Genomic DNA, 24,859 nt, shown 5'->3' on the forward strand with positions numbered 1-24,859 from the left:
CACCGAGCAGCACGCACGGGCACGGACATGACGAGCACCACGGCGGGAGCCGCCACGAGCGCCCCCGTCCACGAGGTCGAGCTGACGATCGGCGGAATGACCTGCGCCTCCTGCGCGGCCCGCGTCGAGAAGAAGCTCAACCGCCTGGACGGGGTCACCGCCTCGGTGAACTACGCGACGGAGAAGGCGAAAGTCACCTACCCGACCGGGGTGGAGGTCGCCGATCTGATCGCCACCGTCGTGAAGACGGGCTACACGGCGGAGGAGCCCCCGCCCCCGGCTCCCCCGGAGGCCACACAGGAGGGACCCTCCCGGGCGGAGGAGGCGGACCCCGAACTCGCCTCCCTGCGCGAGCGCCTCACCGTCTCCGCACTGCTCGCCGTGCCCGTGATCCTCATGTCCATGGTCCCGGCCCTGCAGTTCGACAACTGGCAGTGGCTCTCGCTGACGCTCGCCGCGCCGGTCGTCGTGTGGGGCGGGCTGCCCTTCCACCGGGCCGCGTTCACCAACCTCCGGCACGGCGCGGCCACGATGGACACGCTCGTCTCGGTCGGCACGCTCGCCGCCTTCGGCTGGTCCCTGTGGGCCCTGTTCCGGGGGCACGCGGGCATGCCGGGCATGCGGCACGGCTTCGAGTTCACGGTGTCGCGCACGTCGGGCTCGTCGACGATCTATCTCGAAGTGGCCGCCGGCGTCGTCGCGTTCATCCTGCTGGGCCGCTATCTGGAGGCCCGCTCCAAGCGCCGCGCGGGCGCCGCGCTGAGGGCGCTGATGGAGCTCGGCGCCAAGGACGTCTCGGTGCTCCGCCAGGGGCGGGAAGTACGGATCCCGGTCGGGCAGCTGGCCGTCGGGGACCGTTTCGTCGTACGGCCCGGGGAGAAGTTCGCCACCGACGGGAGCGTCGTCGAGGGTTCCTCCGCCGTCGACGCCTCGATGCTGACCGGCGAGTCCGTGCCGGTGGACGTGACGGTCGGGGACGCCGTCACGGGCGCGACCGTGAACGCCGGGGGCCGGCTCGTCGTCGAGGCGACCCGGATCGGCGCGGACACCCAGCTGGCGCGGATGGCACGGCTGGTGGAGGACGCGCAGAACGGCAAGGCGGAGGTGCAGCGGCTCGCCGACCGGATCTCCGCCGTGTTCGTCCCGGCCGTCCTCCTCGTCGCGGTCGCCACCTTCGGCGCCTGGCTCGGCGTCACGGACGACACCACCTCCGCCTTCACGGCGGCCGTCGCGGTCCTGATCATCGCCTGCCCGTGCGCGCTCGGCCTCGCCACCCCGACCGCCCTGCTCGTCGGCACGGGCCGGGGTGCGCAGCTCGGCATCCTCATCAAGGGCCCCGAGGTGCTGGAGTCCACCCGCCGTGTCGACACCGTCGTCCTGGACAAGACCGGCACGGTCACCACCGGCCGGATGACCCTCCAGAAGGTGTACGTCGGGGAGGACGGCGACGAAGGCGTCCTCGAGGAAGACGTGCTCCGGCTCGCGGGCGCCGTCGAGCACGCCTCGGAGCACCCGGTCGGCCGCGCCATCGCCGCGGGCGCCGAGGACCGCGTCGGCGCGCTGCCACCCGTCGAACGCTTCGAGAACCTGCCCGGGAAGGGCGTACGCGGCCGCGTGGAGGGCTACGACGTCCAGGTGGGCCGAATCCTCGACCGGCCGCTCCCCGATGGCCTGAAGCGCGCGAAGGAGGCCGCCGAGAACGAGGGACACACGGCGGTCGTGGTCGCCCGCGACGATGTGGCACTCGGTGTCGTCACGGTCGCCGACGCGATCAAGGAGACCAGCGCCGAGGCCGTACGGCGGCTGCGGGCGCTCGGGCTCACACCGGTGCTGCTGACGGGGGACAACGAGCGGGTGGCCCGGTCCGTGGCCGCGTCGGTCGGCATCTCCCCGGAGCACGTGATCGCAGAGGTGCTGCCCGAGGACAAGGTCGACGTCGTACGGCGGCTGCAGAGCGAGGGCCGTACGGTCGCGATGGTGGGTGACGGGGTCAACGACGCGGCCGCGCTGGCCACGGCGGACCTGGGCCTGGCCATGGGCACGGGGACGGACGCGGCGATCGAGGCGGGCGACCTGACGCTCGTCCGGGGGGACCTGCGGGTGGCCGCCGACGCCATCCGGCTGTCGCGGCGGACGCTGGCCACGATCAAGGGCAATCTGGCCTGGGCCTTCGGATACAACGTGGCGGCGCTGCCGCTGGCCGCCGCCGGACTGCTCAACCCGATGATCGCGGGCGCCGCAATGGCCTTTTCGTCCGTTTTCGTGGTAACGAACAGCTTGCGACTCAGGACATTCTCGTGACCGTGGGGCAAAAGTCCCTCTAGAGTCCAGAAGCAGCCTCACATAAGCTCTTCACAAGGCTCGCGCATCATCCTTACGCTGGGGTCTCGATCACCGAATCGGGTCTCTTGCGCATCTTCAGGACATATGGCAAGAGACGCAGATCACAGTGATGTGAACGTAACCATCGAAGGGGTTCGTGAGTCTAAGTTGGCGATGTCAGAAGCGTCTTGGGGGGCGTGACTGGCATCTGGGGATGTCTTGGGGGACGTTCCCGGAATTGCGTTGCCGGGGCACGTGCACCGGGGAGCTTTGAGCGGCCCTCCCGTACGTACGCGTCCCGGCAGACCGCACACCGCCGCTCAACAGGCGCATAGAGGCTCAACAGACGCATACAGGTAGGACGAGTTTTGCTCGTTTAGCTCAGCGATTCAGGCGCTGGCCCACCAGACGCCCGGCCGGATCCCGTGGGGGGAATCCGCACCGGGACATGGGAAGGCGCCCTGCTCGCCGGCCCGTGGGGGGACCAGCGTTGCAGGGCGCCTTCTCGCAATTTTTTTGGGGCTCGGTTCGCCTCCGGGGCGCCTGTGCCTGTGTCGAGACGGCGATCGTGCTCGACCCCTCCTTCGTCGGGGCCTGCGCGCTCCCCCACTCTCGGCTTCGCTCGAGCGGGAGGGGCCCCCATGCCGTCTCGACACAGGCGCGCCCCTTCGGCTCACTCGCCGTAGGGCGCCCTCTTCTGCGGTCGGGCAAGCAAGGGGCCCGTACGGAAGACTCTCCGTACGGGCCCCTTGCTTACAAGTGCTCGGCGGCTCAGCGCGCCTCGACCGGAACGAAGTCGCGCTCGACGACGCCCGTGTAGATCTGGCGCGGGCGGCCGATGCGGGAGCCCGGCTCCTTGATCATCTCGTGCCACTGCGCGATCCAGCCGGGAAGGCGGCCGAGGGCGAAGAGGACCGTGAACATCTCGGTCGGGAAGCCCATCGCGCGGTAGATCAGGCCCGTGTAGAAGTCCACGTTCGGGTAGAGGTTGCGCGAGACGAAGTAGTCGTCGGAGAGCGCGTGCTCCTCCAGCTTCAGCGCGATGTCCAGCAGCTCGTCGGACTTGCCGAGGGCCGAGAGGACGTCGTGCGCGGCGGCCTTGATGATCTTGGCGCGCGGGTCGAAGGACTTGTAGACCCGGTGGCCGAAGCCCATCAGACGGACGCCGTCCTCCTTGTTCTTCACCTTGCGGATGAAGGAGTCGACGTCGCCGCCGTTCGCCTGGATGCCCTCCAGCATCTCCAGGACGGACTGGTTGGCGCCGCCGTGCAGCGGGCCCCAGAGCGCGGAGATGCCGGCGGAGATCGAGGCGAACATGTTCGCCTGCGAGGAGCCGACCAGGCGGACCGTGGAGGTCGAACAGTTCTGCTCGTGGTCCGCGTGCAGGATCAGCAGCTTGTCGAGCGCGGAGACGACGACCGGGTCGAGCTCGTACTCCTGGGCCGGGACCGAGAAGGTCATGCGCAGGAAGTTCTCGACGTAACCGAGGTCGTTGCGCGGGTAGACGAACGGGTGACCGATCGACTTCTTGTACGCGTACGCCGCGATGGTCGGGAGCTTGGCGAGCAGGCGGATCGTGGAGAGGTTGCGCTGCCGCTCGTCGAACGGGTTGTGGCTGTCCTGGTAGAACGTCGACAGGGCGCTGACCACGGAGGACAGCATCGCCATCGGGTGGGCGTCCCGGGGGAAGCCACGGTAGAAGTTCTTGACGTCCTCGTGCAGCAGGGTGTGCTGCGTGATCTCGTTCTGGAACGTCGAGAGCTCGTCGACGGTCGGAAGCTCACCGTTGATCAGCAGGTACGCCACCTCGAGGAAGGTGGAGCGCTCGGCCAGCTGCTCGATCGGGTAGCCGCGGTACCGGAGGATGCCCTGCTCACCGTCGAGATAGGTGATGGCGGATTTATAAGCGGCGGTGTTCCCGTAGCCGCTGTCCAGGGTGACCAGACCGGTCTGGGCCCGGAGCTTCCCGATGTCGAAGCCCTTGTCGCCGACGGTGCTGTCGATCACCGGGTAGGTGTACTCGCCGTCGCCGTACCGCAGTACTACAGAGTTGTCGCTCACGTCATCCCTCACCGACGTAGTGCCTCTTCTTCGAGGTGCCCTGACTGTCTCTACCATCCCCCAATTGGCTCTGGAGAGTGCACTCGGGGTCGACCATCGGGCCCATCGGCGGCACTGAGTGCCGCCAACTTGCTCATCCTGCCCCCTCCGTCCGACATCTGGAAGGGCTGTGTGACCTTTACGACTCGTTTGATCGATCAAATTTCACTCACGGGGCGACGGGCCTTCACGAGAGGGCCGCACCGGGCCCGTGGAGAGGTCCTCACCGTGGCCGTGGGGGTGCCCTCACAGTGGCCGGGGTGCGAGCCGGAAGTCGAGAGCCGTGCAGCGCCGGCCCGCTGAGACCGTCCGCACCGCCTGCCCTATCGCCTTGCGGGAGCCGACGAGGACGACCAGCTTCTTCGCCCTGGTCACCGCCGTGTAGAGGAGGTTGCGCTGGAGCATCATCCACGCGCCCGTCGTGACCGGGATCACCACGGCCGGGTACTCGCTGCCCTGGGACCGGTGGATCGTCACCGCGTAGGCGTGCGCCAGCTCGTCCAGTTCGTCGAACTCGTACGCCACCTCCTCGTCCTCGTCGGTGAGGACCGTCAGGCGCTGGTCGACCGGGTCGAGCGCGGTGACCACGCCGACGGTGCCGTTGAAGACGCCGTTCTCGCCCTTCTCGTAATTGTTGCGAATCTGGGTGACCTTGTCGCCGACGCGGAAGACCCGGCCGCCGAACCGCTTCTCGGGCACGTCGGGGCGGGCGGGGGTGATGGCCTGCTGGAGCAGCCCGTTGAGGTTGCCGGCGCCCGCCGGGCCCCGGTGCATGGGTGCCAGGACCTGCACGTCCCGGCGGGGGTCGAGCCCGAACCTGGCCGGGATACGACGGGCCGCGACATCGACCGTGAGCCGCCCGGCCTCCTCCGTGTCGTCCTCGACGAAGAGGAAGAAGTCCTTCATGCCGTCGGTGACCGGGTGCTGGCCGGAGTTGATCCGGTGCGCGTTGGTCACCACGCCGGACTGCTGGGCCTGGCGGAAGACCTTGGTGAGGCGGACGGCGGGGATCGGGCTGCCGTCGGCCAGCAGGTCCCGGAGGACTTCGCCGGCGCCGACGCTCGGGAGCTGGTCGACGTCGCCGACGAAGAGGAGGTGGGCCCCGGGAGGCACCGCCTTCACCAGCTTGTTGGCGAGGAGCAGGTCCAGCATGGAGGCCTCGTCGACCACGACCAGGTCGGCGTCCAGGGGGCGGTCCTTGTCGTAGGCCGCGTCGCCGCCGGGCTTCAGCTCCAGCAGGCGGTGGACGGTGGAGGCGTCGGCGCCGGTCAGCTCGGCGAGGCGCTTGGCGGCGCGGCCGGTGGGGGCCGCGAGCACGACCTTCGCCTTCTTGGCGCGGGCCAGCTCCACGATCGAGCGGACGGTGAAGGACTTGCCGCAGCCGGGGCCGCCGGTGAGGACGGCCACCTTCTCGGTGAGCGCGAGGCGTACGGCCGCCTCCTGCTCCGGGGCCAGCTCCGCGCCCGTACGTCCCCCCAGCCAGGCCAGCGCCTTGTCCCAGGCCACGTCGTGGAAGCCGGGCATCCGGTCCTGGTCGGTGCGCAGGAGACGCAACAGCTGGGCGGAGAGGGAGAGTTCGGCGCGGTGGAAGGGGACCAGGTAGATCGCGGTGACCGGGTCGCCGCCGTCCTGGCCGGGGACCTTCTCCCGTACGACACCGGGCTCGCCGGAGTCCTCGTCCGGCTCGGACAGCTCCGCCAGGCACTCGATGACCAGGCCCGTGTCGACCTGGAGGAGCTTGACCGCGTCGGCGATCAGCCGCTCCTCCGGGAGGTAGCAGTTTCCCTGGTCGGTGGCCTGCGAAAGGGCGTACTGAAGGCCCGCCTTGACGCGTTCCGGGCTGTCGTGCGGGATGCCGACGGACTGGGCGATCTTGTCGGCGGTGAGGAAGCCGATGCCCCAGACGTCGGCGGCGAGCCGGTAGGGCTGGTTCTTCACGACCCCGATCGAGGCGTCGCCGTACTTCTTGTAGATGCGGACCGCGATGGAGGTGGACACCTCGACGGTCTGGAGGAAGAGCATGACCTCCTTGATCGCCTTCTGTTCCTCCCAGGCGTCGGCGATCTTCTTGGTGCGCTTGGGGCCGAGGCCGGGGACCTCGATCAGGCGCTTCGGCTCCTCCTCGATGATCTGGAGGGTGTCCAGGCCGAAGTGCTGGGTGATGCGGTCGGCGAAGATCGGGCCGATGCCCTTGACGAGGCCGGAGCCGAGGTAGCGGCGGATGCCCTGGACTGTGGCCGGGAGGACGGTGGTGTAGTTCTCCACGGTGAACTGCTTGCCGTACTGGGGGTGCGAGCCCCAGCGGCCCTCCATGCGCAGGGACTCGCCGACCTGGGCCCCGAGGAGCGCACCGACGACCGTGAGCAGGTCGCCGCCGCCTCGGCCGGTGTCCACGCGCGCGACCGTGTAGCCGTTGTCCTCGTTGGCGTACGTGATGCGTTCCAGGACGCCTTCGAGCACGGCGAGTCGCCGTTCACCCGGGGGATTGCCCGCCTGTTGAGCCATGACCCGACGGTACCGGGGAGGTGTGACAGGGACGGTGGAACGTGAGGGCACGGGTGAGCGTCTGAGGTGGTGGCTGAGAGATGTTCACGAAAAGCCATCGCCATCCGACGAGATGCTAATGTCACTGATCGCATATATTCGGTCTCAGGCAGTGAAGTCGGCTGCCACGGAACGTCGATCACAGGAGCCGACTTGACGCCTCGTAAGCGAACCGGCCGGTGCGCCACCCTCCTGTTGACGGTCGCGTTGGCGACCGGAGCGCTCACCGGGTGCGAGCCCCTCGATGCCGCTTCCGTCTCGTGCGACGGCACCGGGAGCCGCGTCGACGAGCTGAAGTCGTACGACGTCCTCGACTCCCGTCCCCCGGGGACGATCGCGCCCAAGGGCTTCGAGGACCTCGAGGCCGGCTGCTGGGAGGACAGCGGCGAAGCCTGGCTCTACGCCGACCGGACCTACGTCTTCCCCGGCGAAAAGGCCGAAGTGATCCAGTACTACCGGGCCGCGGCGGAGCGCGAGGGGTGGGAGCCGTCCCGGGCCACGCGCAAGGCGCTGAAGGAGAACCGGTCCGCGAGCCTGTGCTTCACCCGCGGCAAGGCCGACGAGGCGACGACGCTGGACGTCTACTTCCTGACCAAGGAGATCCTGGACGCGGAGGAGACGAAGACCGGGCCGGAGTTCGACGCCGGATTCGGCTACCGCGTGTCCGTCAACTCCACGGCCGACGGCTCCCCCACCAGCTGCTCGGACTGAGGTAGCGACTGCCATCACTTTCCGCCAACTTTGGCTGGAAGTGAGCGCTTGGCATGCAACGGATTGACTTCTGTAAGGGCCTTATGAAGATCTTCAGGTTCTTGCGGGAAGAACTCGCACCGTTGCAAGGAGTGCGCTTGATAGCCACCTTCCTCAGACCGGGGCGGAGATCGGACAGACCGTCCGTCCAGCCCTTCCTTCCTCCGGCCCGGCGAAGACGCCTCCGCTCGGTGGCGGCGACCGTCGTCCTGGCGATGGCGTTCGAGACCGCCGTGATCGTGGGAACCACCAATGTGGCAGTCGCCTCGGGCCGCGAAGCCCCGGCTGCCGACCGGAACAAGCCCGCGAAGGACCTCGGGTCCGCGACCGCCGGGTCGGTGGCCGCCGCCCGGCTGAAGGCGAAGATCCAGAACCGTCGCATCGAGGCGCTGGACGCCCGCACGGAGACGTCCACGACCTACGTCAACCCGGACGGTTCGGTCACCCAGACCGCGTATGCGGGACCGATCCGGTTCCAGGACGACCAGGACCGGTGGCAGGACGTCGACGTCTCCCTGCGGAAACTGTCGGACGGCTCGGTCGGCGCCCGGCGGCATCCGCACGGACTGCGTCTGGCCGGAAAGAGCAAGGCCCCCAAGGGGCTGAAGGACGTCGGGGAGAGCACCGGTTCGGCCGGCGTCCCCCTCGTGACCCTGGAGGGCCGGACCGGGCAGCGGATGCAGCTGGGCTGGTACGGGACCCTGCCCGCGCCGGAGATCGAGGGCGCGGAGAAGAACATCGCCCGCTACCGGAGCGCGCTGCCCGCGACGGACCTCCTGATCGAGTCCACGCGTACCGGCTACGAGCAGTTCCTGGAGCTGAAGGATCGTTCCGCCGTCGACGCGAGCGGGGCGATCACCTACAGCCTGACCGCCAAGGGGCTGACCGCGAAGGAGAAGGCGGACGGCTCGGTCTCCTTCTCCGACGCCAAGGGCAGGACCGTGGGGGTCCTGCCTGCGCCGGTGATGTGGGACGCGCAGGTGGACGCCAGATCCGGTGAGCACAAGCGCACCGCGCCCGTCGCGGTGAAGGTGGCCCAGGACGGTGACACGGTCGCCCTGACCCTGACACCGGACGCGAAGTTCCTGGCCGACGACTCGACGCGGTTCCCGGTGACGATCGACCCCGCGATCAACGTGGGGGCCAGCTTCGACGCCTTCGTGCAGGAGGGGCACACCACCGACGAGTCCGCCTCCACCGACCTCAAGCTCGGCAACAACGGCTCCTCCGAGGTGGCGCGGTCGTTCCTGTCGTTCCCGATGAAGAACATCACGGGCAAGCAGGTCTCCGCGGCGAAGCTCAATCTGTTCGCCTACCACTCGTGGTCCTGCACCCCGAAGAGCTGGGAGGTGTGGTCCACCGGAGCCGCGAGCACCGCCACGCGCTGGACCTCGCAGCCGGCCTGGGAGACGAAGTACGCCACCAGCACCCAGACCAAGGGCTTCTCCAGCGCCTGCAACGACGGTTGGGTGTCCGCCGATGTGACCTCGCTGGCGAAGGCGTGGGCGAGCGGCGGCAACACCACCAACCACCTGGGTCTGCGGGCCACGGACGAGACCGACCCGTACGGCTGGAAGCGGTTCAACTCCGGCAACGCGGCCTCCAACACCCCCTATCTGTCGGTCACCTACAACTCGATTCCCGAGCAGCCGACACTGCTGGCCCCGCTGAGCGCGGCGGCCACCAACGACACGACGCCGACGCTGTCCGCGAAGGCCCTGGACGGTGACGGGTCGCAGGTCACCCTCGACTACGAGGTGTGGACGTCCACCGGAACCTCCGCGCTGCGCACCGGTTCCAGTGCCGCGGTCGCCTCCGGAGCCCAGGCCAGCTGGACCCCGGCCGCGCTCGCGGCGGGCTCCTACAAGTGGCGGGTCCGCGCGGGAGACGGCTCCGCCACCAGTGCCTGGTCGGCTTTCCGCACCCTGACGGTGGACACCGCGTCCCCCGCCGCGACCTCGATCGCCTCCGGCGACTTCCCCGCCGGGCAGTGGTCCGGCGCTCCGAACGGCAGCGGCGACTTCACCGGAAGCTTCACCCTCACCCCGCCCTCGGCGGACGTGAAGGAGGTCCAGTGGCAACTGGACGGCGGAGCCTGGCAGACGATCGCCACCGCCGGCGCGGCGGTGACGGCCAAGCCGGTGTTCCGCGCGGGCAAGCACATCCTGACCGCCCGCACGAAGGACGCCGCCGGCAACGCCTCCGCCCAGACCACCTTCACCTTCTACGCGGGCTCGGGCGCCGCGCTGCTCTCCCCGGCCCAGGGGGACCGCCCCGCGCGGCGGACCGTCCTGTCCGGCCAGGGCAAGACCGCCGACACGGGGGTCCGTTACCAGTACCGGCGCGGTGAGACCGACACCTGGAAGGACGTTCCCGTCGCCGATGTGCGACGCAAGTCGGACAACACGGCCGTCGCCGCCTGGCCGGTGAAGGTGACCGGTGGCGTGCCGGACGAACTCGTCTGGAACATCACCGACACCCTCGGCGAGGACGGTCCGCTGGACCTCCGCGCGGTCTTCACCGACGGCTCCAGCACCGACGCCTCCCCGGCCACCTCCATCACCGTCGACCGCGACGCGGGCGCCGCGCCGACCCAGGCCGCCGGCCCGGGCGACGTGAACATGCTCACCGGTGACTACACGGTGTCCGCGACGGACAGTTCGTCCTTCGGGCTGACCGCGAGCCGCACCGCGTCCTCACGCCGTCCCACTGCCGGTGGGCAGCAGGAGGGGCAGGTCGCCATCTTCGGTCCGCAGTGGACCGCGGGTACCGCCGCGGAACTCACCGACTCCCAAATGCTGTACATCCGCAAGACGTCGAGCACCTCGGTCGCGTTGGTGGACGTCGAAGGGGAGGAGACCGGGTTCACCGCGACGAGCGGCGGCGGGTGGAAGCCCGAGGAGGGGGCCGAGTCCCTGACCCTCACCGGCAGCCTGACGGGCTCCTTCACCCTGAAGGACACCGAGGGGACCACCTCGCAGTTCACCAAGATCGACACGGCCGCGACGACCTGGCAGCTCTCCAAGAGCTCGCTGTCGACGGAGAACTCCACCACCTCGCTGATCTCGGAGAAGGTCACCGTGGGCGGAGCCGTGCTGGCCCGGCCGAAGTACGCGATCGCCCCCTCGTCCGCCGTGAGCAACGAGACCTGCGCGAACGCCCCTTCCACCAAGGGCTGCCGGATCCTGGAGTACCAGTACGCCACCACGACCACGGCGACCGGCAGCACGCTGGGCGACTACGCCGGGCAGGTCTACCGCATCCGCCAGTGGTCCACCAACCCGGGCGCGGCGAACGCCACCGCCACCGTGGTGTCCAGTTACGCGTACGACGCCTCGGGCCGCCTGCGTGAGCAGTGGGATCCCCGGATCTCCCCGGCGCTGAAGACGACCTACACCTACGACAGCGCGGGCCGGGTGGTCACCCAGACCCCGCCGGGCGAGCTGCCGTGGACGTTCGAGTACGGCAAGGCGGGCTCCAGTTCGGTGGCCGGTGACGGCATGGTGCTGTCCGTGTCGCGGCCCACGCTGAAGCCGGGCAGCAAGGACGAGCCGGACGGCGGCAGGGCGGCGCTCTCCCTCGTCTACGACGTTCCGCTCTCCGGCACCAAGGCGCCGAACCAGGTGGCCCCCGTGGACACCAGGACATGGGCGCAGACGGACGCGCCCACGGACGCCACCGCCATCTTCCCCGCCGATCAGGTGCCCGCCTCGCACAGCGGGAACGATCTCGCTGCGGGGGACTACGACAAGGCGACCACCACCTACACCAACGCCTCGGGGCTCCAGGTCAACACCGGTCTGCCCGGTCGGCACCTGACCACCACGCAGTACGACGCGTTCGGCAACATCGTCTTCGAACTGGGGGCCACCAACCGCGAACTCGCTCTCGGCAGCGAGGAATACCAAGTCAACACCCAGAGCGAACTCGGCATCCTCTCCGATTCGACGGCTGAGCGTGCCCAGAAGCTGGCCACCGTCGCGAAGTACTCCACCGACGGCCGGCGGATGGTGGACCAGCTCGGACCACTGCACCTGGTCACCCTCACCAAGCAGCTCCAGGGTGACGCCGACAGCCCCGACATCCCGGCCCGCACCCAGGTGCCCGCGCGGGAACACATAGTCACGCGGTACGACGAAGGCCGTCCGACCGACGGGTCCGCCCTGGTCATGGACCAGCCGACCACGACGTCGACGGGCGCTTTCGTCGAGGACTACCCGGCCGACGCCGACGTGCGTACCAGCACGACCGGTTACGACTGGGCGAAGGGCCTGCCGGTCAGCAGCGTGACGGACCCGACCGGGCTCAAGCTGACCCGGGCCTCCGTCTACGACGCCCAGGGACGCATCACCAAGAACAGCCAGCCCAAGTCCAACGGGGCCGACGCCGGAACGGTGGTGTCGCAGTACTGGTCCGCCAGTGGCACCGGAGCGTGCGCGGGACGTCCCGAATGGGCGGACCTGCTGTGTTCCAGCGGCCCGGCAGGAAAGATCACCGGGGGCGGCTCGAACCCCGATGAGCTGCCCACCAAGACCCTCGAGTACGACCGCTGGGGCAACGCCACCAAGGTCACCGAGACCGCCAACGGGGTGACGCGCACCACCGTCACCACCTACGACGCGGCCGGTCGGGGCAAGCAGATCCAGATCAGTGGCGGCGTCGGCACGGCCGTACCGACCCAGACCATCACCTTCGATCCCGCCAACGGCCAAGTGGCCACCATGTCCGACGGCGCCACCACGGTTCGCCATGTCGCCGACAAGCTCGGCCGCGAGATCTCGTACGACGACGGCGCGGGGAACGTCACGCGCACCGAGTACGACGCCCGCAACCGCGTCACCAGGCGGTCCGACTCGGCTCCTTCGGAGACCACGTACGACTACGACAGCCTGACCGGCCTGCCGACCCGGATGCACGACTCCGTCATGGGCGGCATCGGCGACGTCACCGGTTCCTACGACTCCGACGGGCGCCTCTACAAGCAGAAGCTGCCCTGGAACATGGACGTCGAGTTCAACCTGGACCCGACGGGCAGTGAGACCTCGCGCTACTGGCACTGGGAGTCCGGCTGGACGGTCCAGGGCGAGTCGGTCAGCGAGAACATCCACGGCCAGGTCGTCTCCCGCACCACGTACACGGGCGGTGGGGCCTACCAGGAGTACTCCTACGACGCGGCCGGTCGCCTGACCAAGGCCGACGACACCCAGACCGGCGTCACGACCCACCGCGGGTACGGGTTCGACGACAACACCAACCGCACGTCCCTGGTGACCACGGTCGACGACGTGGACGGGGGTGCCCCCACCACCAGGACGGTCAACTCCACCTACGACAGCGCCGACCGGCTGATCGGGACCGGCACCGCCTACGACGCCTTCGGCCGCACGACCAGCCAGTCGAGCGGTGCCCAGTACTCCTACTACGCCAACGATCTGGTACGCCAGATCACGGCGCGCGGCGAGCGCACCACCTGGAGCCTCGACGCGGCCGGGAGGCTCGCCTCGTCCACGACCGAGAGTCAGGACGACAACGGGGCCTGGGCCACCACGGCATCGCTCCGCAACCACTACGGGGCCGACGGGGACAACCCGACGTGGATCGGCGAGGGCGACAGCAAGATCACCCGCAACCTGTCGGACCTGTCGGGGAGCCTGATCGCCACCACCGGCGCCGCCGGTGACGTGGTTCTCCAACTCACCAATCTCCACGGTGACGTAGCCACCCAGATCCCCCTGGCGGACGCCACCACTCCCGTGGTCAACACCTACGACGAGTACGGCAAGCGCCTTCCCGGTACGGACGCGTCCCGCTACGGCTGGCTCGGCGGGGAGCAGCGCTCGTCCGAGACGCCGAGCAGCGTCACGCTCATGGGGGTCCGCCTCTACGACTCGGACACGGGGCGGTTCCTCTCCGTCGACCGGATCGTGGGAGGCAACGCCAGTTCGTACGACTACTGCTTCGCCGACCCGGTCAACTGCTACGACATCAGCGGGAACTACAGCATCAACGGCCTCGTCCCCGAAGCCGCGATATGCGCCCTGTTCCTGCTGTGGTGCGCGGACATGGCCTACATCACCTACTGGGCCCTGGGAGAGGCGAAGAAGCGGTACTCGAACGGGGCCAAGCAGAACGCCTACCGCCACTGCATCTGGCAGGCGATGCTCACCTGGGCGGTCGGCTCCAGCCTGGCCAAGGCCCTCGGGAACGCCCACGAGAAGAACGCGGGAAGCTCCGCAGCGGCGAAGCGCGACTCGAAGGCCGACCAGTACAACAACAAGATCGGAAGAAGCCTGGGAGGGAAGATCACGGCCTGGACGTACGGGAAGGCGAAGGAAACCGCCTGTCGCTTCTGCAAGGACAAGGTCAAGAAGCACAAGCTGAAGTCCAACGCCGCGGGCAAGACATGGGTCTAGGCCGTCTCTGACGGCTCCTGAACCCCTGCCCGGACGGACCGGGGTCGAGCGGGGTGGTGCGCGGGTCGCGCGCCACCCCGCTCGGCACGTCCGGGACCGGCCACTCGGCCACTCGGTCACGATTGAATTTCGGCCACCGTCGGCCTCTTGCCTCCGCCCCCTGTAATCGATTCCAATCCTCCATGCACGTCGATGTAATCGATTCCACAAGGAGGTGGGCGGCGATGGCGAGCATCAAGGACGTCGCGGCCGAGGCGGGGGTGTCCGTCGCCACCGTGTCCCGGGTGCTCAACGACCATCCGTCGGTCAGCGCGGAGGCGCGGGCGCGGGTGCTGGCCGCCGTCGAGACGCTGGACTACCGGCCGAACGCCGTCGCCCGGTCGCTGCGTACGGACCAGACCCACACCCTCGGGCTCGTCATCAGCGATGTCATGAATCCGTACTTCACCGAGCTGGCGCGGTCCGTCGAGGAAGAGGCGCGGGCGCTCGGGTACAGCGTGATCATCGGGAACGCCGACGAGCGGCCCGAGCTTCAGGATCACCACGTACGGAATCTGCTCGACCGGCGGATCGACGGGCTGCTCGTGTCGCCGACCGACGGCGGATCGCCGCTGATGCTGGACGCTGCTCGGGCCGGGACGCCGATGGTGTTCGTGGACCGGTGGATTCCGGGGGTCGACGTGCCGGTGGTGCGGGCGGACGGGCGGGGGGCCGTCAGGGATCTCGTGGCCCATCTGCACGGGCTCGGGCATCGGCGGCTCGCCATCATCGCGGGGCCGGCGGCCACCACGACCGGGCGGGAGCGGGTCGAGGCCTTCCGGGAGGCCCTGGCCGAGCTGGGGCTGCCGCTGCCGGACGCGTACATAGGGCAGGGCGACTTCCAGGCCGAGAGCGGGCGGCGGGTGACTGAGGGGTTCCTCGACCTGCCCGAGCCGCCCGAGGTCGTGTTCGCGGCCGACAACCTGATGGCGCTCGGGGCGCTGGACGCCGTCCGCGCGCGGGGGATGCGCGTTCCGGAGGACGTCGGGCTGGCCGCCTTCGACGACATCCCGTGGTTCGTGCACACCGATCCGCCGATCACGGCGGTGGCCCAGCCGACGGGCGAGCTGGGGCGGGCCGCCGTACGCGCGCTCGTCGACCGCATCGAGGGGCGGCCTCCGCAGTCCGTCACCCTCCCCGCACGTCTCGTCGTACGTCTCTCGTGCGGCGAGGAACACGCACAGAACAGGAGCGCGTCGTGAGCGACCCGGACGAGTTGCTGCGCATTGAAGGCATACGGAAATCCTTCCCCGGTGTGGTCGCGCTGGACGGCGTCGACTTCGATCTGCGCCGGGGTGAGGTGCATGTCCTGCTCGGTGAGAACGGCGCGGGCAAGAGCACGCTCATCAAGATGCTCTCCGGCGCGTACACCCCCGACGCGGGGCGGATCCTGGCCGGTGGCGAGGAGGTGCGCATCCATGGCGCGCAGGACTCCGAGCGGCTCGGGATCGCCACCATCTACCAGGAGTTCAATCTCGTACCGGATCTGACGGTCGCCGAGAACATCTTCCTCGGGCGTCAGCCGCGCCGCTTCGGGATGATCGACCGGAAGCGGATGGAGGCCGAGGCCGCCGAGTTGCTGGAGAGGGTGGGGGTGCGGGTCTCACCCCGCGCGCGTGTGCGTGAACTCGGCATCGCGCGGCTTCAGATGGTCGAGATCGCCAAGGCTCTGAGTCTCAACGCACGTGTGCTGATCATGGACGAGCCGACCGCCGTGCTGACCACCGAGGAGGTCGAGAAGCTCTTCGCGATCGTGCGCCGGCTGCGCGAGGACGGGGTGGGCGTCGTCTTCATCACCCATCACCTGGAGGAGATCGCCGCTCTGGGGGACCGGGTGACCGTCATCCGCGACGGGAAGAGCGTCGGGCAGGTGCCCGCCTCCACACCCCAGGACGAGCTCGTACGGCTCATGGTCGGGCGGTCCATCGAGCAGCAGTACCCGCGGCAGCAGGGCGACTCCGGCGCCGGGGAGGCGTTGCTCGTCGTCGAGGGGCTCACGCGGGACGGCGTCTTCCACGACGTGAGCTTCGAGGTGCGGGCCGGTGAGGTCGTCGGTATCGCGGGGCTCGTGGGGGCCGGTCGTACGGAGGTCGTGCGGGCCGTGTTCGGCGCCGATCCCTACGACAAGGGGGCCGTGAGGGTGGGGGGTTCCGCTGTTCCCAAGGACGACGTCAACGCCGCCATGACCGCCGGGATCGGGCTCGTGCCCGAGGACCGCAAGGGCCAGGGGCTGCTGCTGGACGCGTCCGTCGAGGAGAACCTGGGGCTGGTGACCCTGCGGGGCGCCACCAAGGGCGGGTTCGTCGATCTCAAGGGGCAGCGGGAGAACGCGGCCCGGGTCGCCGAGCAGCTCGGGGTCCGGATGGCGGGGCTGCACCAGCACGTCCGCACCCTCTCCGGCGGCAACCAGCAGAAGGTCGTCATCGGCAAGTGGCTGCTCGCGGACACCAAGGTGCTGATCCTCGACGAGCCGACGCGGGGCATCGACGTCGGCGCGAAGGTCGAGATCTACGAGCTGATCAACGAGCTGACGGCCGCCGGTGCCGCCGTTCTGATGATCTCCAGTGACCTGCCCGAGGTGCTCGGTATGAGCGACCGGGTGCTGGTCATGGCCCAGGGGCGGATCGCGGGTGAGCTGCCCGCCGCCGAGGCCACCCAGGACGCCGTGATGGCGCTCGCCGTCTCCAACCCCACCAACTCCACCAACCTCACGACTGAGACCACTGAGACCACTGAGAAGGAGGCCCCCGGTGGCCGCTGACACGCTCAAGAGCACGACGGGCGCGGGTGGCGCCTCGGGGCTGCGCCGGCTCCTGCTCGACAACGGCGCGCTGACCGCGCTCATCGCCCTCGTCATCGCGATGTCGGTGCTGTCCGGCGACTTCCTGACGGCCGACAACCTGCTCAACATCGGTGTCCAGGCCGCCGTCACCGCGATCCTCGCGTTCGGTGTGACCTTCGTGATCGTCTCGGCGGGCATCGACCTGTCGGTCGGTTCGGTGGCGGCCCTGTCGGCCACCGTCCTCGCCTGGAGCGCCACTTCGGAGGGCGTACCGGTCTGGATAGCCGTGATCCTCGCGATCGTCACCGGTATCGCGTGCGGTCTCGTCAACGGCTTCCTCGTCTCGTACGGGAAGCTGCCGCCGTTCATCGCGACGCTCGCGATGCTGTCGGTGGGGCGCGGTCTGTCGCTGGTGATCTCGCAGGGCAGCCCGATCGCGTTCCCCGAGTCGGTGTCCCACCTCGGTGACAACCTGGGCGGCTGGCTGCCGGTGCCGGTCCTGCTGATGATCGTCATGGGACTGATCACGGCGGTGATCCTGGGCCGGACGTACATCGGGCGTGCCATGTACGCGATCGGCGGCAACGAGGAGGCGGCCCGGCTCTCCGGGCTCCGGGTGAAGCGGCAGAAGCTCGCGATCTACGCGCTGTCCGGTCTGTTCGCCGCCGCCGCGGGCATCGTGCTGGCCTCCCGGCTCTCCTCCGCGCAGCCGCAGGCGGCGCAGGGCTACGAGCTGGACGCGATCGCGGCGGTCGTCATCGGCGGCGCCTCGCTGGCCGGCGGCACGGGCAAGGCGTCGGGGACGCTGATCGGCGCGCTGATCCTGGCGGTGCTGCGCAACGGGCTCAACCTCCTTTCGGTGTCCGCGTTCTGGCAGCAGGTCGTCATCGGTGTGGTGATCGCGCTGGCCGTGCTGCTCGACACCGTGCGGCGGAAGGCGGGGGCGACTCCGGTCCCGGCCGGTGCCGGTGGCTCCGGGGACCGGAAGAAGCAGGCGGTGACGTATGTACTGGCCGCGGTGGTCGCGACGGCCGTCGTGGGCGCGACCTCCTTCCTGCACAGCGGGTCGTCGGCGGCGAAGAGCCAGAAGATCGGGCTGTCGCTGTCGACGCTCAACAACCCCTTCTTCGTGCAGATCCGCGCCGGTGCGCAGGACGAGGCGAAGAAGCTGGGCGTGGACCTGTCCGTCACCGACGCGCAGAACGACGCCTCGCAGCAGGCCAACCAGCTGCAGAACTTCACCAGCGAGGGCCTCGGCACGATCATCGTCAACCCGGTCGACTCCGACGCGGTGACCCCGGCGGCGAAGGCCGTGAACAAGGCGGACATCCCGCTGGTGGCCGTCGACCGCGCGGTCAACGGCGCGAACACGGCCGCGCTCGTCGCCTCCGACAACGTCAGCGGCGGCGAGCTCGCCGCCAAGTCGCTCGCCGAGAAGCTGGGCGGCAAGGGCGAGATCGTCATCCTCCAGGGCCAGGCGGGTACGTCCGCGAGCCGGGAGCGCGGCGCCGGCTTCGCCGAGGGGCTGAAGGCCTACCCCGGCATCAAGGTCCTCGCCAAGCAGCCCGCCGACTGGGACCGCACCAAGGGTCTCGACGTGATGACGAACCTCCTCCAGGCCCACCCCGACGTCGACGGTGTCTTCGCCGAGAACGACGAGATGGCCCTCGGTGCGATCAAGGCGCTCGGCTCCAAGGCCGGCAAGTCCGTCCAGGTCATCGGCTTCGACGGCACGGCCGACGGGCTGAAGGCCGTCGAGGCGGGCACGCTGTACGCGTCGGTGGCGCAGCAGCCGGCCGAACTCGGCAGGATCGCGGTGCGCAACGCGGTCGAGGCCGCCAAGGGCGAGAAGGTCGAGAAGTCGGTGATGGTGCCGGTCAAGGTGGTCACGTCGGAGAACGTGGCCGAGTTCAGCGGCTGACGGCAGCTCCGCTTCATCCGCTACCTGCCACAGGGAGAATTCATGTACGACTACGACCTTCTGGTCGTGGGATCGGCCAACGCCGACCTGGTGATCGGTGTGGAGCGGCGGCCGGGCGCCGGCGAGACGGTGCTCGGCTCCGACCTGGCCGTCCACCCGGGCGGCAAGGGCGCCAACCAGGCCGTGGCGGCGGCCCGGCTCGGGGCGCGTACGGCACTGCTGGCGCGGGTCGGCGACGACGGCAACGGGCGGCTGCTGCTTGACTCGCAGCGGGCGGCCGGGGTCGACACGGCGGGTGTGCTGGTCGGCGGGGCGCCCACCGGGGTCGCGCTGATCACGGTGGACCCGTCCGGCGACAACAGCATCGTCGTGTCGCCCGGCGCCAACGGGAAGCTGACCCCCGAGGACGTGCGGGCGGCGGACGCGCTGCTGCGGGCCTCGCGGGTGGTCTCGGCGCAGTTGGAGATCCCGTTGGAGACGGTGGTGGAGGTCGTACGGCGGCTGCCGGAGGGCGTCCGCTTCGTGCTCAACCCTTCGCCGCCGAGGGAGTTGCCGGCGGAGGTGCTGGCCGCCTGTGATCCGCTGATCGTCAACGAGCACGAGGCGCAGGTCATCGTCGGAGGTGAGCTGGCGGGTTCGCCGGAGGACTGGGCGCGGGCGCTGCTGGCGCTCGGGCCGCGCTCGGTGGTCGTCACACTGGGCGCGGAGGGCGCGCTGGTCGCGACCGCCGAGGGGAGTGCGCGGGTGGCGGCGGTGAAGGTGGATGCCGTGGACACGACGGGTGCCGGGGACGCGTTCACCGCGGCGCTGGCGTGGAAGCTGGGCACGGGCGCGGAGCCGGCCGAGGCCGCCGCGTACGCGGCCCGGGTCGGGGCCGCCGCCGTGACCAAGGCCGGGGCGCAGGTGTCGTTCCCGACCGCCGAGGAGGTCGAGGCGCTGTGAAGCGGGCCGGGATACTCAACCGCCATCTGGCGGGTGCCGTCGCCGAGTTGGGGCACGGGCACGGGGTGCTGGTGTGCGATGCGGGGATGCCGGTGCCGGAGGGGCCGCGCGTGGTCGACCTCGCCTTCCGGGCCGGGGTGCCGTCGTTCGCGGAGGTGGTGGACGGGCTGCTCGACGAGCTCGTGGTCGAGGGCGCGACCGCCGCGTACGAGGTGCGCGAGGCGAATCCGGAGGCGACGGCTCTGCTGGAGGACCGCTTCCCCGGGCTGGAGCTGGTCTCCCACGAGAGGCTGAAGGAGCTGTCGGCGGGGGCGCGGCTGGTCGTGCGGACCGGGGAGGCGCGGCCGTACGCGAATGTGCTGTTGCGGTGCGGGGTGTTCTTCTGAGCCGGCTCGTCTGCCGGAGCTGGTGAGACATTTCGAGGGGCCCGGTCCAGTGGACCGGGCCCCTCGGCTTTCCCCTCCGTATCAGAACCCCCGCGATCCCCCCAGATCCCCCTCCGAGAAGTCCCGATGCCCAGTACGACCCGCGGCGTGCGGAGAGGGTTGCACGGCGTTTTGAGAATTTTTTGGTATGCCAAGGTCGGGCATGGGTGGCCTCGCCACAGGGGTGTTCGAATTATGTCCCGATGATGTCACCTTGCGGGCAAGCGCGTTGCGGGTGCAACGCGTTGTGGGAGAGCATGGTCGGGACGTAGGTGACCCAGACACACGGGGGTGGACACGACGTGAAGTTCGACATGGGGTCGACGACCCTGGCGGAGCTCGGCAAGAGCACGGTCGGATCGAGTGACGACCTTGGGACGCTGATCCAGCTGCTGATCAGCGCGGCGGAACCGCTGGAGGGCAAGTTCAACGGCGCGGGCAAGGCCGCGTTCGACTCGTTCAAGAACCGCGCGGACGAAATCACCGCCGATCTGAACGGCTCGCTCGCCGCGATCCTGGGCGGTCAGTCGGGCATGGACAACGCGTTCGGCACCGGTGACGTGGAGTCCCAGGACAACGCCAACCAGAACATGGGCCTGGCCAACTTCGACGCGGCCCGCTTCGGCGCCCGATAACCAGGAACGAGGGGGAAGTCACCATGGCTCAGAACCAGGACCGCCGTTCGTACGACACCGGCGCCTCGGGCGAGGTGCAGACCGCGCTCGGCACGATCGTCGGGCAGTTGGAGCGGGTGCTCAGTGACCGCGACGCCGCGGTCAAGGCCGCGATGACCGACTTCCAGGCCGACGGCGTCTCCGACGACTACCACGGCAAGGAAGAGCGCTGGAAGAAGGCCGCGGGCGAGGTCCGCGAGATCATCCGCCTGGTGCGCACCACGCTCGAACAGAACGACGGCACCGCCCAGTCCACGCTGGCGAAGGCCCGCGCGGCGGTCGACCAGATCGGCTGACACGGACGTAGTGACAGGGGGGTCCCGTAGCGGTGGCAGCGCAGGATTACGACAGCCAGTTGCTGGAGTCGGTGTCGGTGCGGCGCCGACGGCTGCGGGACGCCCTGCTGTTCGGAGCACAGCGGCAGCGGCGCTCGGTGGACGAACGGATCGGCAAGGTGTTCGCCGGAATCGTCATCGCGGCGGTGCTGTGCGCGGGGTGTGTGGGGTGGTCCTTCGTGTCGAACCGCATCATCGGCAAGAGCCCGTACGGAAGTTCCGTGCAACCCTCGGTCACTCCGTCCCCGGCCGCTTCGCCGACGGCGTCCACAGCGGTTTCCACAGCCCCGACCAGCACTTCTACCCGGTGATAGGTTCGAACGCGTGATGTCTACGGGGACGTTGGGACAGGCCACGGGCGGTGCGCGGACGGCGCTCAGCCGGGTCACACTGGTGGGTGAGCGGCGGCGTGTGGACCTCGTGCTGCCATCGCGGGAGCCGGTCGGACTGCTGCTGCCGGAGGTCATGCGGCTGCTCGACGACCAGGTCGGCGGGCGGCCCGAGTTGCGGCATCTCGTCACCGCGGACGGTTCCGCGCTGGCGCACGACAGCACGCTGGAGTCGGCCTGCGTCCCGGACGGTGCCGTACTGCGGCTCGTCCGGGCCGAGGACGCGCCGTCGGCGCCCGTCGTCCACGACGTCACGGACGAGGCGGCCGAGGATCTCGACGCCCGCGGCTGGCGCTGGCGGCCGGCCACACGCCGGGTCACCGCCGGGGCCGCCACGGTCGGCTGGGCCCTGGCCGCCGGGACGTTCGCGCGGACCGCGTACGAGCCCGGAGCCGTCGCGGGCGCACTGCTCGTCGTCGCTCTGGTGGCCGCGCTCGCGGGTGCGCTGCTGGGGCGGGCCGGGAAGCGAGGGCTCGCGGCGACCCTGATCGCGACGGCCGGTGCGCTGGGCCTGCTCGGCATGTCGACGTTGGCCCAAGCACAGGACTGGTCCGGAACGCCGCAGGTCGCCGCCATGGCGGGCGCCGGGATCGTCACCCTCGTCCTGCTCGGGCTGTTCACCCCGCTCGGGCGCGGTGGGCTGGTCGGGGCGGGGGCGCTGGCCGGGGCCGTGGTGTGCTGGCTGGGGGTCGCCGCGTTCGTGTCGGGGACGCTGTCGTTGTCGGTGACGGACCAGTCCGAGGTGGGGGCCGTCCTCGCGGTGGTCTCCGTGATCGTGCTCGGGCTGCTGCCCCGGCTCGCGCTGATGGCGTCGGGGCTCTCCGGGCTGGACGACCGGCGCTCCGGCGGGGCCTCGGTGAGCCGTCTGCAGGTGTCGGCGGCGCTCACCGCCACGCACCGGGGGCTGGTCCTCGCCACGGTCACCATGGCCGTCTCGGCGGCCGTGGCCGGGGGGTTCGCCCTGCGCGCACCCACCAAGTGGACGGTCCTGCTGGCCGTCCTCACCATGGTCGTCCTCGCCCTGCGCGCGCGGGCGTTCCCGCTCGTCGCCGAGGTCGTGGTGCTGCTCGGGGCGGCCGCCGTGCTCGCCGTGCGGCTGGTCTCGGTCTGGCTGGACCACTCCGGCGAGGCCGCCGGCCCGGTCGCCGTGCTCGTGCTGCTGGCCGTACTGCCGCTGCTGGTGCTCGCCGTCCAGCCCGCCGAACATGTACGCGTCCGGCTCCGGCGCTTCGGCGACACGCTCGAGTCCATCGGCGTCATCACCCTGATCCCGCTGCTCATCGGCGTGTTCGGCGTGTACGGACGACTGCTCGACACCTTCGCTTAGGAGCTGGGGGCCGCACATGGCGCAGGCAGGGGACTGGCAGCGGGATGTGCTGCGCGAGCTGGGGCAGGAGACCCGGGCGACACCGCACTCGGGGGCCGGTGCGCGGGAGGGCGAGGATTTCGCCGCCGGTGGAGGCAGTGGTTCCGGTGCGGGGTGGGTGGCTGACCCGGCTTCGGCGTCAGGTGCGGCGGAGACGCCCGGAGCGCCGGCCCGCCGGGCGGAGCCGACGCTGAGGCTGGTGCGGTCGGTGCCGTCCGAGACGCCGGGGACGGCGGGGCGTACGGGGACGGCGGAGACGGCGGGGCGTACGGGGACGGCGGGGACTGAGGCTGCCGAGGCGGCGGGGAGTGAGCGGCCTGTGCGTCCGGTGCCTGTGCGGTCGGTGCCGGATCAGCCGGTGCCAGGTCAGCCGACGTCGGTGCAGTCGGCGTCGGTTCAGCCGGTGCCAGGTCAGCCGACGTCGGTGCAGTCGGCGTCGGTTCAGCCGATGCCGGATCAGCCGAGGCCGGATCAGTCGGCATCCGTTCAGCCGGTTCCCGTGCAGCCGCTGCCCGTTCAGCCGGAGCCCGTTCAGCCGTGGCCGGTACAACCAGAGCCCTCTCAGCCGCCGTCGCCACAGCCGGGGCAGGGCCAGCCGAGGCCCGTTCAGCCGGTGCCCGGCGCGCAGCAGCCCGCGCAGCCCGTCGCGTCGCCACCGCCCGCGCAGCCCGTCATGCCGTCACCGGTGATGCCCACGCCCGTCGTGCCCGCCGCCCACCCCCGTGTGGAGCACCCCCGGGCCGCCGCGCAGCCCCCGGGTGTTCCCGCTGAGCCGGGGCGGCCCGGCGACGATCCCCGCACGGCCGGCGGAACTTCCCCGGCCCCTGCGGACCCCGCGGCTTCCCCGGACCCGCGTACCTCCCCGGCCGCCCCGGCCCACCGCGGTTCCCGTGCGCCCCAGGCACCCCTGCGTACGCCCGACTCGGTCCCCACCATCGACCCGCGGCTCGCGCATGCGCTGGGGCGGCCTCAGCACGGCGACTCGGTGGCTCGGCGTACGGGACGGTCCCTTCGGAAGCTGACCTCCTCCGCCGCGCAGGACGTGGCGGAGGAGACGCGGATCGCGCGGGAGCTGCAGCAGCCGGTGACGACGGGGCGGGTGATCGCCGTGACGTCGATCCGGGGCGGGGTCGGGAAGTCGACGGTGGCCGCGCTGCTGGGGCGGACGTTCAACCACTACCGGCACGACCCGGTGCTCACGCTGGAGGCGGACGCGGCGCTCGGCACGCTGCCGGTGCGGATGGGGGCCGATTCGGTGCGCTGGGCGGCGGCCGATCTCGCGGGGATCCTCAACCCCGCGATGCAGCTCACCGACGTCACCGGCTACCTGGTGCCCGTGTCGGACGGCGGCTGGCTGCTGCCCGCGAGCCAGGGCCGCGTCGGGGCCCCGCTGGACATCCGTACGTACCGCACGGTCACCCTCGCGCTGCGGCGCTACTTCGCGGTGACCGTCGTGGACTGCGAGACGCTCCCGGGTGAGGTGGCCCGTACGGCGATGGACACGGCCCACGCGCGTGTGGTCGTCGCGCCGATGACCGCCGAGGGCGTCAACGGCACGCGTCAGGTGCTGGACTGGCTCGGCCAGTTGCCGCACTCCGCGCTCGCCTCGACCGTCGTCGCGCTGACCGCCAACTCCCCCGACGTCACGCTGGACCGCAAGACGGCCGTCGCCCATCTCAAGGAGTCCGGCGTCCATGTCGTCCCCGTCCCCTACGACCGTCACCTCGCCCAGGGCGGCCCCATCCGCGCCGCCCTGCTGGGCCAGGAGACCCGCGACGCGGCGATCACGCTGGCGGCGGAGGCGATGACCCGCGCGGTGAGGATGCGATGACCACGGCAGCCACGCGAGCGAGACGA

At 70.3% G+C, this 24,859-nt stretch carries 15 protein-coding genes; 13 read left to right on the forward strand and 2 right to left on the reverse strand.

Translation table 11 applies throughout. The features are described 5' to 3' along the window. Positions 1-27 precede the first annotated feature (27 nt). Positions 28-2,301, forward strand: coding sequence for a heavy metal translocating P-type ATPase (locus ACWD26_RS30925; RefSeq protein WP_451275252.1), 2,274 nt, complete (start codon positions 28-30; stop codon positions 2,299-2,301). A 792-nt stretch (positions 2,302-3,093) separates the two neighbouring features. On the opposite strand, the gene ACWD26_RS30930 is transcribed toward ACWD26_RS30925, so the two are convergent. Together ACWD26_RS30930 and recD2 are read right to left on the reverse strand one after the other, a co-directional pair. Beyond that, the gene (locus tag ACWD26_RS30930; protein ID WP_451275253.1) at positions 3,094-4,383 is read right to left on the reverse strand and encodes a citrate synthase; all 1,290 of its coding nucleotides are present in this window, start codon (positions 4,381-4,383) and stop codon (positions 3,094-3,096) included. Between the two features lie 285 nt (positions 4,384-4,668). Then, entirely contained in the window at positions 4,669-6,927 is a 2,259-nt protein-coding gene (gene recD2 / locus ACWD26_RS30935) for an SF1B family DNA helicase RecD2 (protein ID WP_451275254.1), read from the reverse strand. A 192-nt stretch (positions 6,928-7,119) separates the two neighbouring features. On the opposite strand from recD2, the gene ACWD26_RS30940 reads away from it, so the two are divergent. From ACWD26_RS30940 to ACWD26_RS30995, 12 genes are all read left to right on the forward strand, one after another. Continuing rightward, on the forward strand, positions 7,120-7,677 hold the full coding sequence (locus ACWD26_RS30940; protein ID WP_451275255.1) for a hypothetical protein: 558 nt from the start codon (positions 7,120-7,122) through the stop codon (positions 7,675-7,677). A 230-nt stretch (positions 7,678-7,907) separates the two neighbouring features. Then, entirely contained in the window at positions 7,908-14,129 is a 6,222-nt protein-coding gene (locus tag ACWD26_RS30945) for a DNRLRE domain-containing protein (RefSeq protein ID WP_451275256.1), read from the forward strand. Between the two features lie 224 nt (positions 14,130-14,353). After that, a complete protein-coding gene (locus tag ACWD26_RS30950) occupies positions 14,354-15,370 on the forward strand; it encodes a LacI family DNA-binding transcriptional regulator (protein WP_451275257.1) in 1,017 nt (338 codons plus the stop codon). Further along, positions 15,367-16,929 carry a sugar ABC transporter ATP-binding protein gene (locus ACWD26_RS30955; protein ID WP_451275258.1) on the forward strand — a complete coding sequence of 521 codons (1,563 nt, stop codon included), beginning with the start codon at positions 15,367-15,369 and terminating at the stop codon, positions 16,927-16,929. Before ACWD26_RS30950 ends, ACWD26_RS30955 begins: the two co-directional genes overlap by 4 nt. Next, positions 16,919-18,871, forward strand: a complete 1,953-nt coding sequence (locus ACWD26_RS30960; RefSeq protein WP_451275259.1) for an ABC transporter permease/substrate-binding protein — start codon at positions 16,919-16,921, stop codon at positions 18,869-18,871. The genes ACWD26_RS30955 and ACWD26_RS30960 overlap by 11 nt, the downstream gene beginning before the upstream one ends. Positions 18,872-18,913: 42 nt before the next feature. Beyond that, entirely contained in the window at positions 18,914-19,813 is a 900-nt protein-coding gene (locus ACWD26_RS30965; RefSeq protein WP_451275260.1) for a ribokinase, read from the forward strand. Continuing rightward, positions 19,810-20,199, forward strand: a complete 390-nt coding sequence (rbsD, locus tag ACWD26_RS30970) for a D-ribose pyranase (RefSeq protein ID WP_451275261.1) — start codon at positions 19,810-19,812, stop codon at positions 20,197-20,199. Before ACWD26_RS30965 ends, rbsD begins: the two co-directional genes overlap by 4 nt. Positions 20,200-20,540: 341 nt before the next feature. Beyond that, positions 20,541-20,873, forward strand: a complete 333-nt coding sequence (locus tag ACWD26_RS30975; RefSeq protein ID WP_390996263.1) for a hypothetical protein — start codon at positions 20,541-20,543, stop codon at positions 20,871-20,873. A gap of 23 nt (positions 20,874-20,896) precedes the next feature. Continuing rightward, on the forward strand, positions 20,897-21,208 hold the full coding sequence (locus ACWD26_RS30980; protein ID WP_390996266.1) for a pore-forming ESAT-6 family protein: 312 nt from the start codon (positions 20,897-20,899) through the stop codon (positions 21,206-21,208). A gap of 32 nt (positions 21,209-21,240) precedes the next feature. Beyond that, a complete protein-coding gene (locus ACWD26_RS30985; protein WP_451275262.1) occupies positions 21,241-21,558 on the forward strand; it encodes a hypothetical protein in 318 nt (105 codons plus the stop codon). Positions 21,559-21,574: 16 nt separating this feature from the next. Continuing rightward, complete coding sequence (gene eccD, locus ACWD26_RS30990) at positions 21,575-22,963, forward strand: type VII secretion integral membrane protein EccD (RefSeq protein ID WP_451275355.1); 1,389 nt, start codon at positions 21,575-21,577, stop codon at positions 22,961-22,963. A 727-nt stretch (positions 22,964-23,690) separates the two neighbouring features. Further along, a complete protein-coding gene (locus ACWD26_RS30995; RefSeq protein ID WP_451275263.1) occupies positions 23,691-24,833 on the forward strand; it encodes a type VII secretion protein in 1,143 nt (380 codons plus the stop codon). The last annotated feature ends 26 nt before the right edge of the window (positions 24,834-24,859 follow it).

Source organism: Streptomyces sp. NPDC002787 (assembly GCF_053592095.1).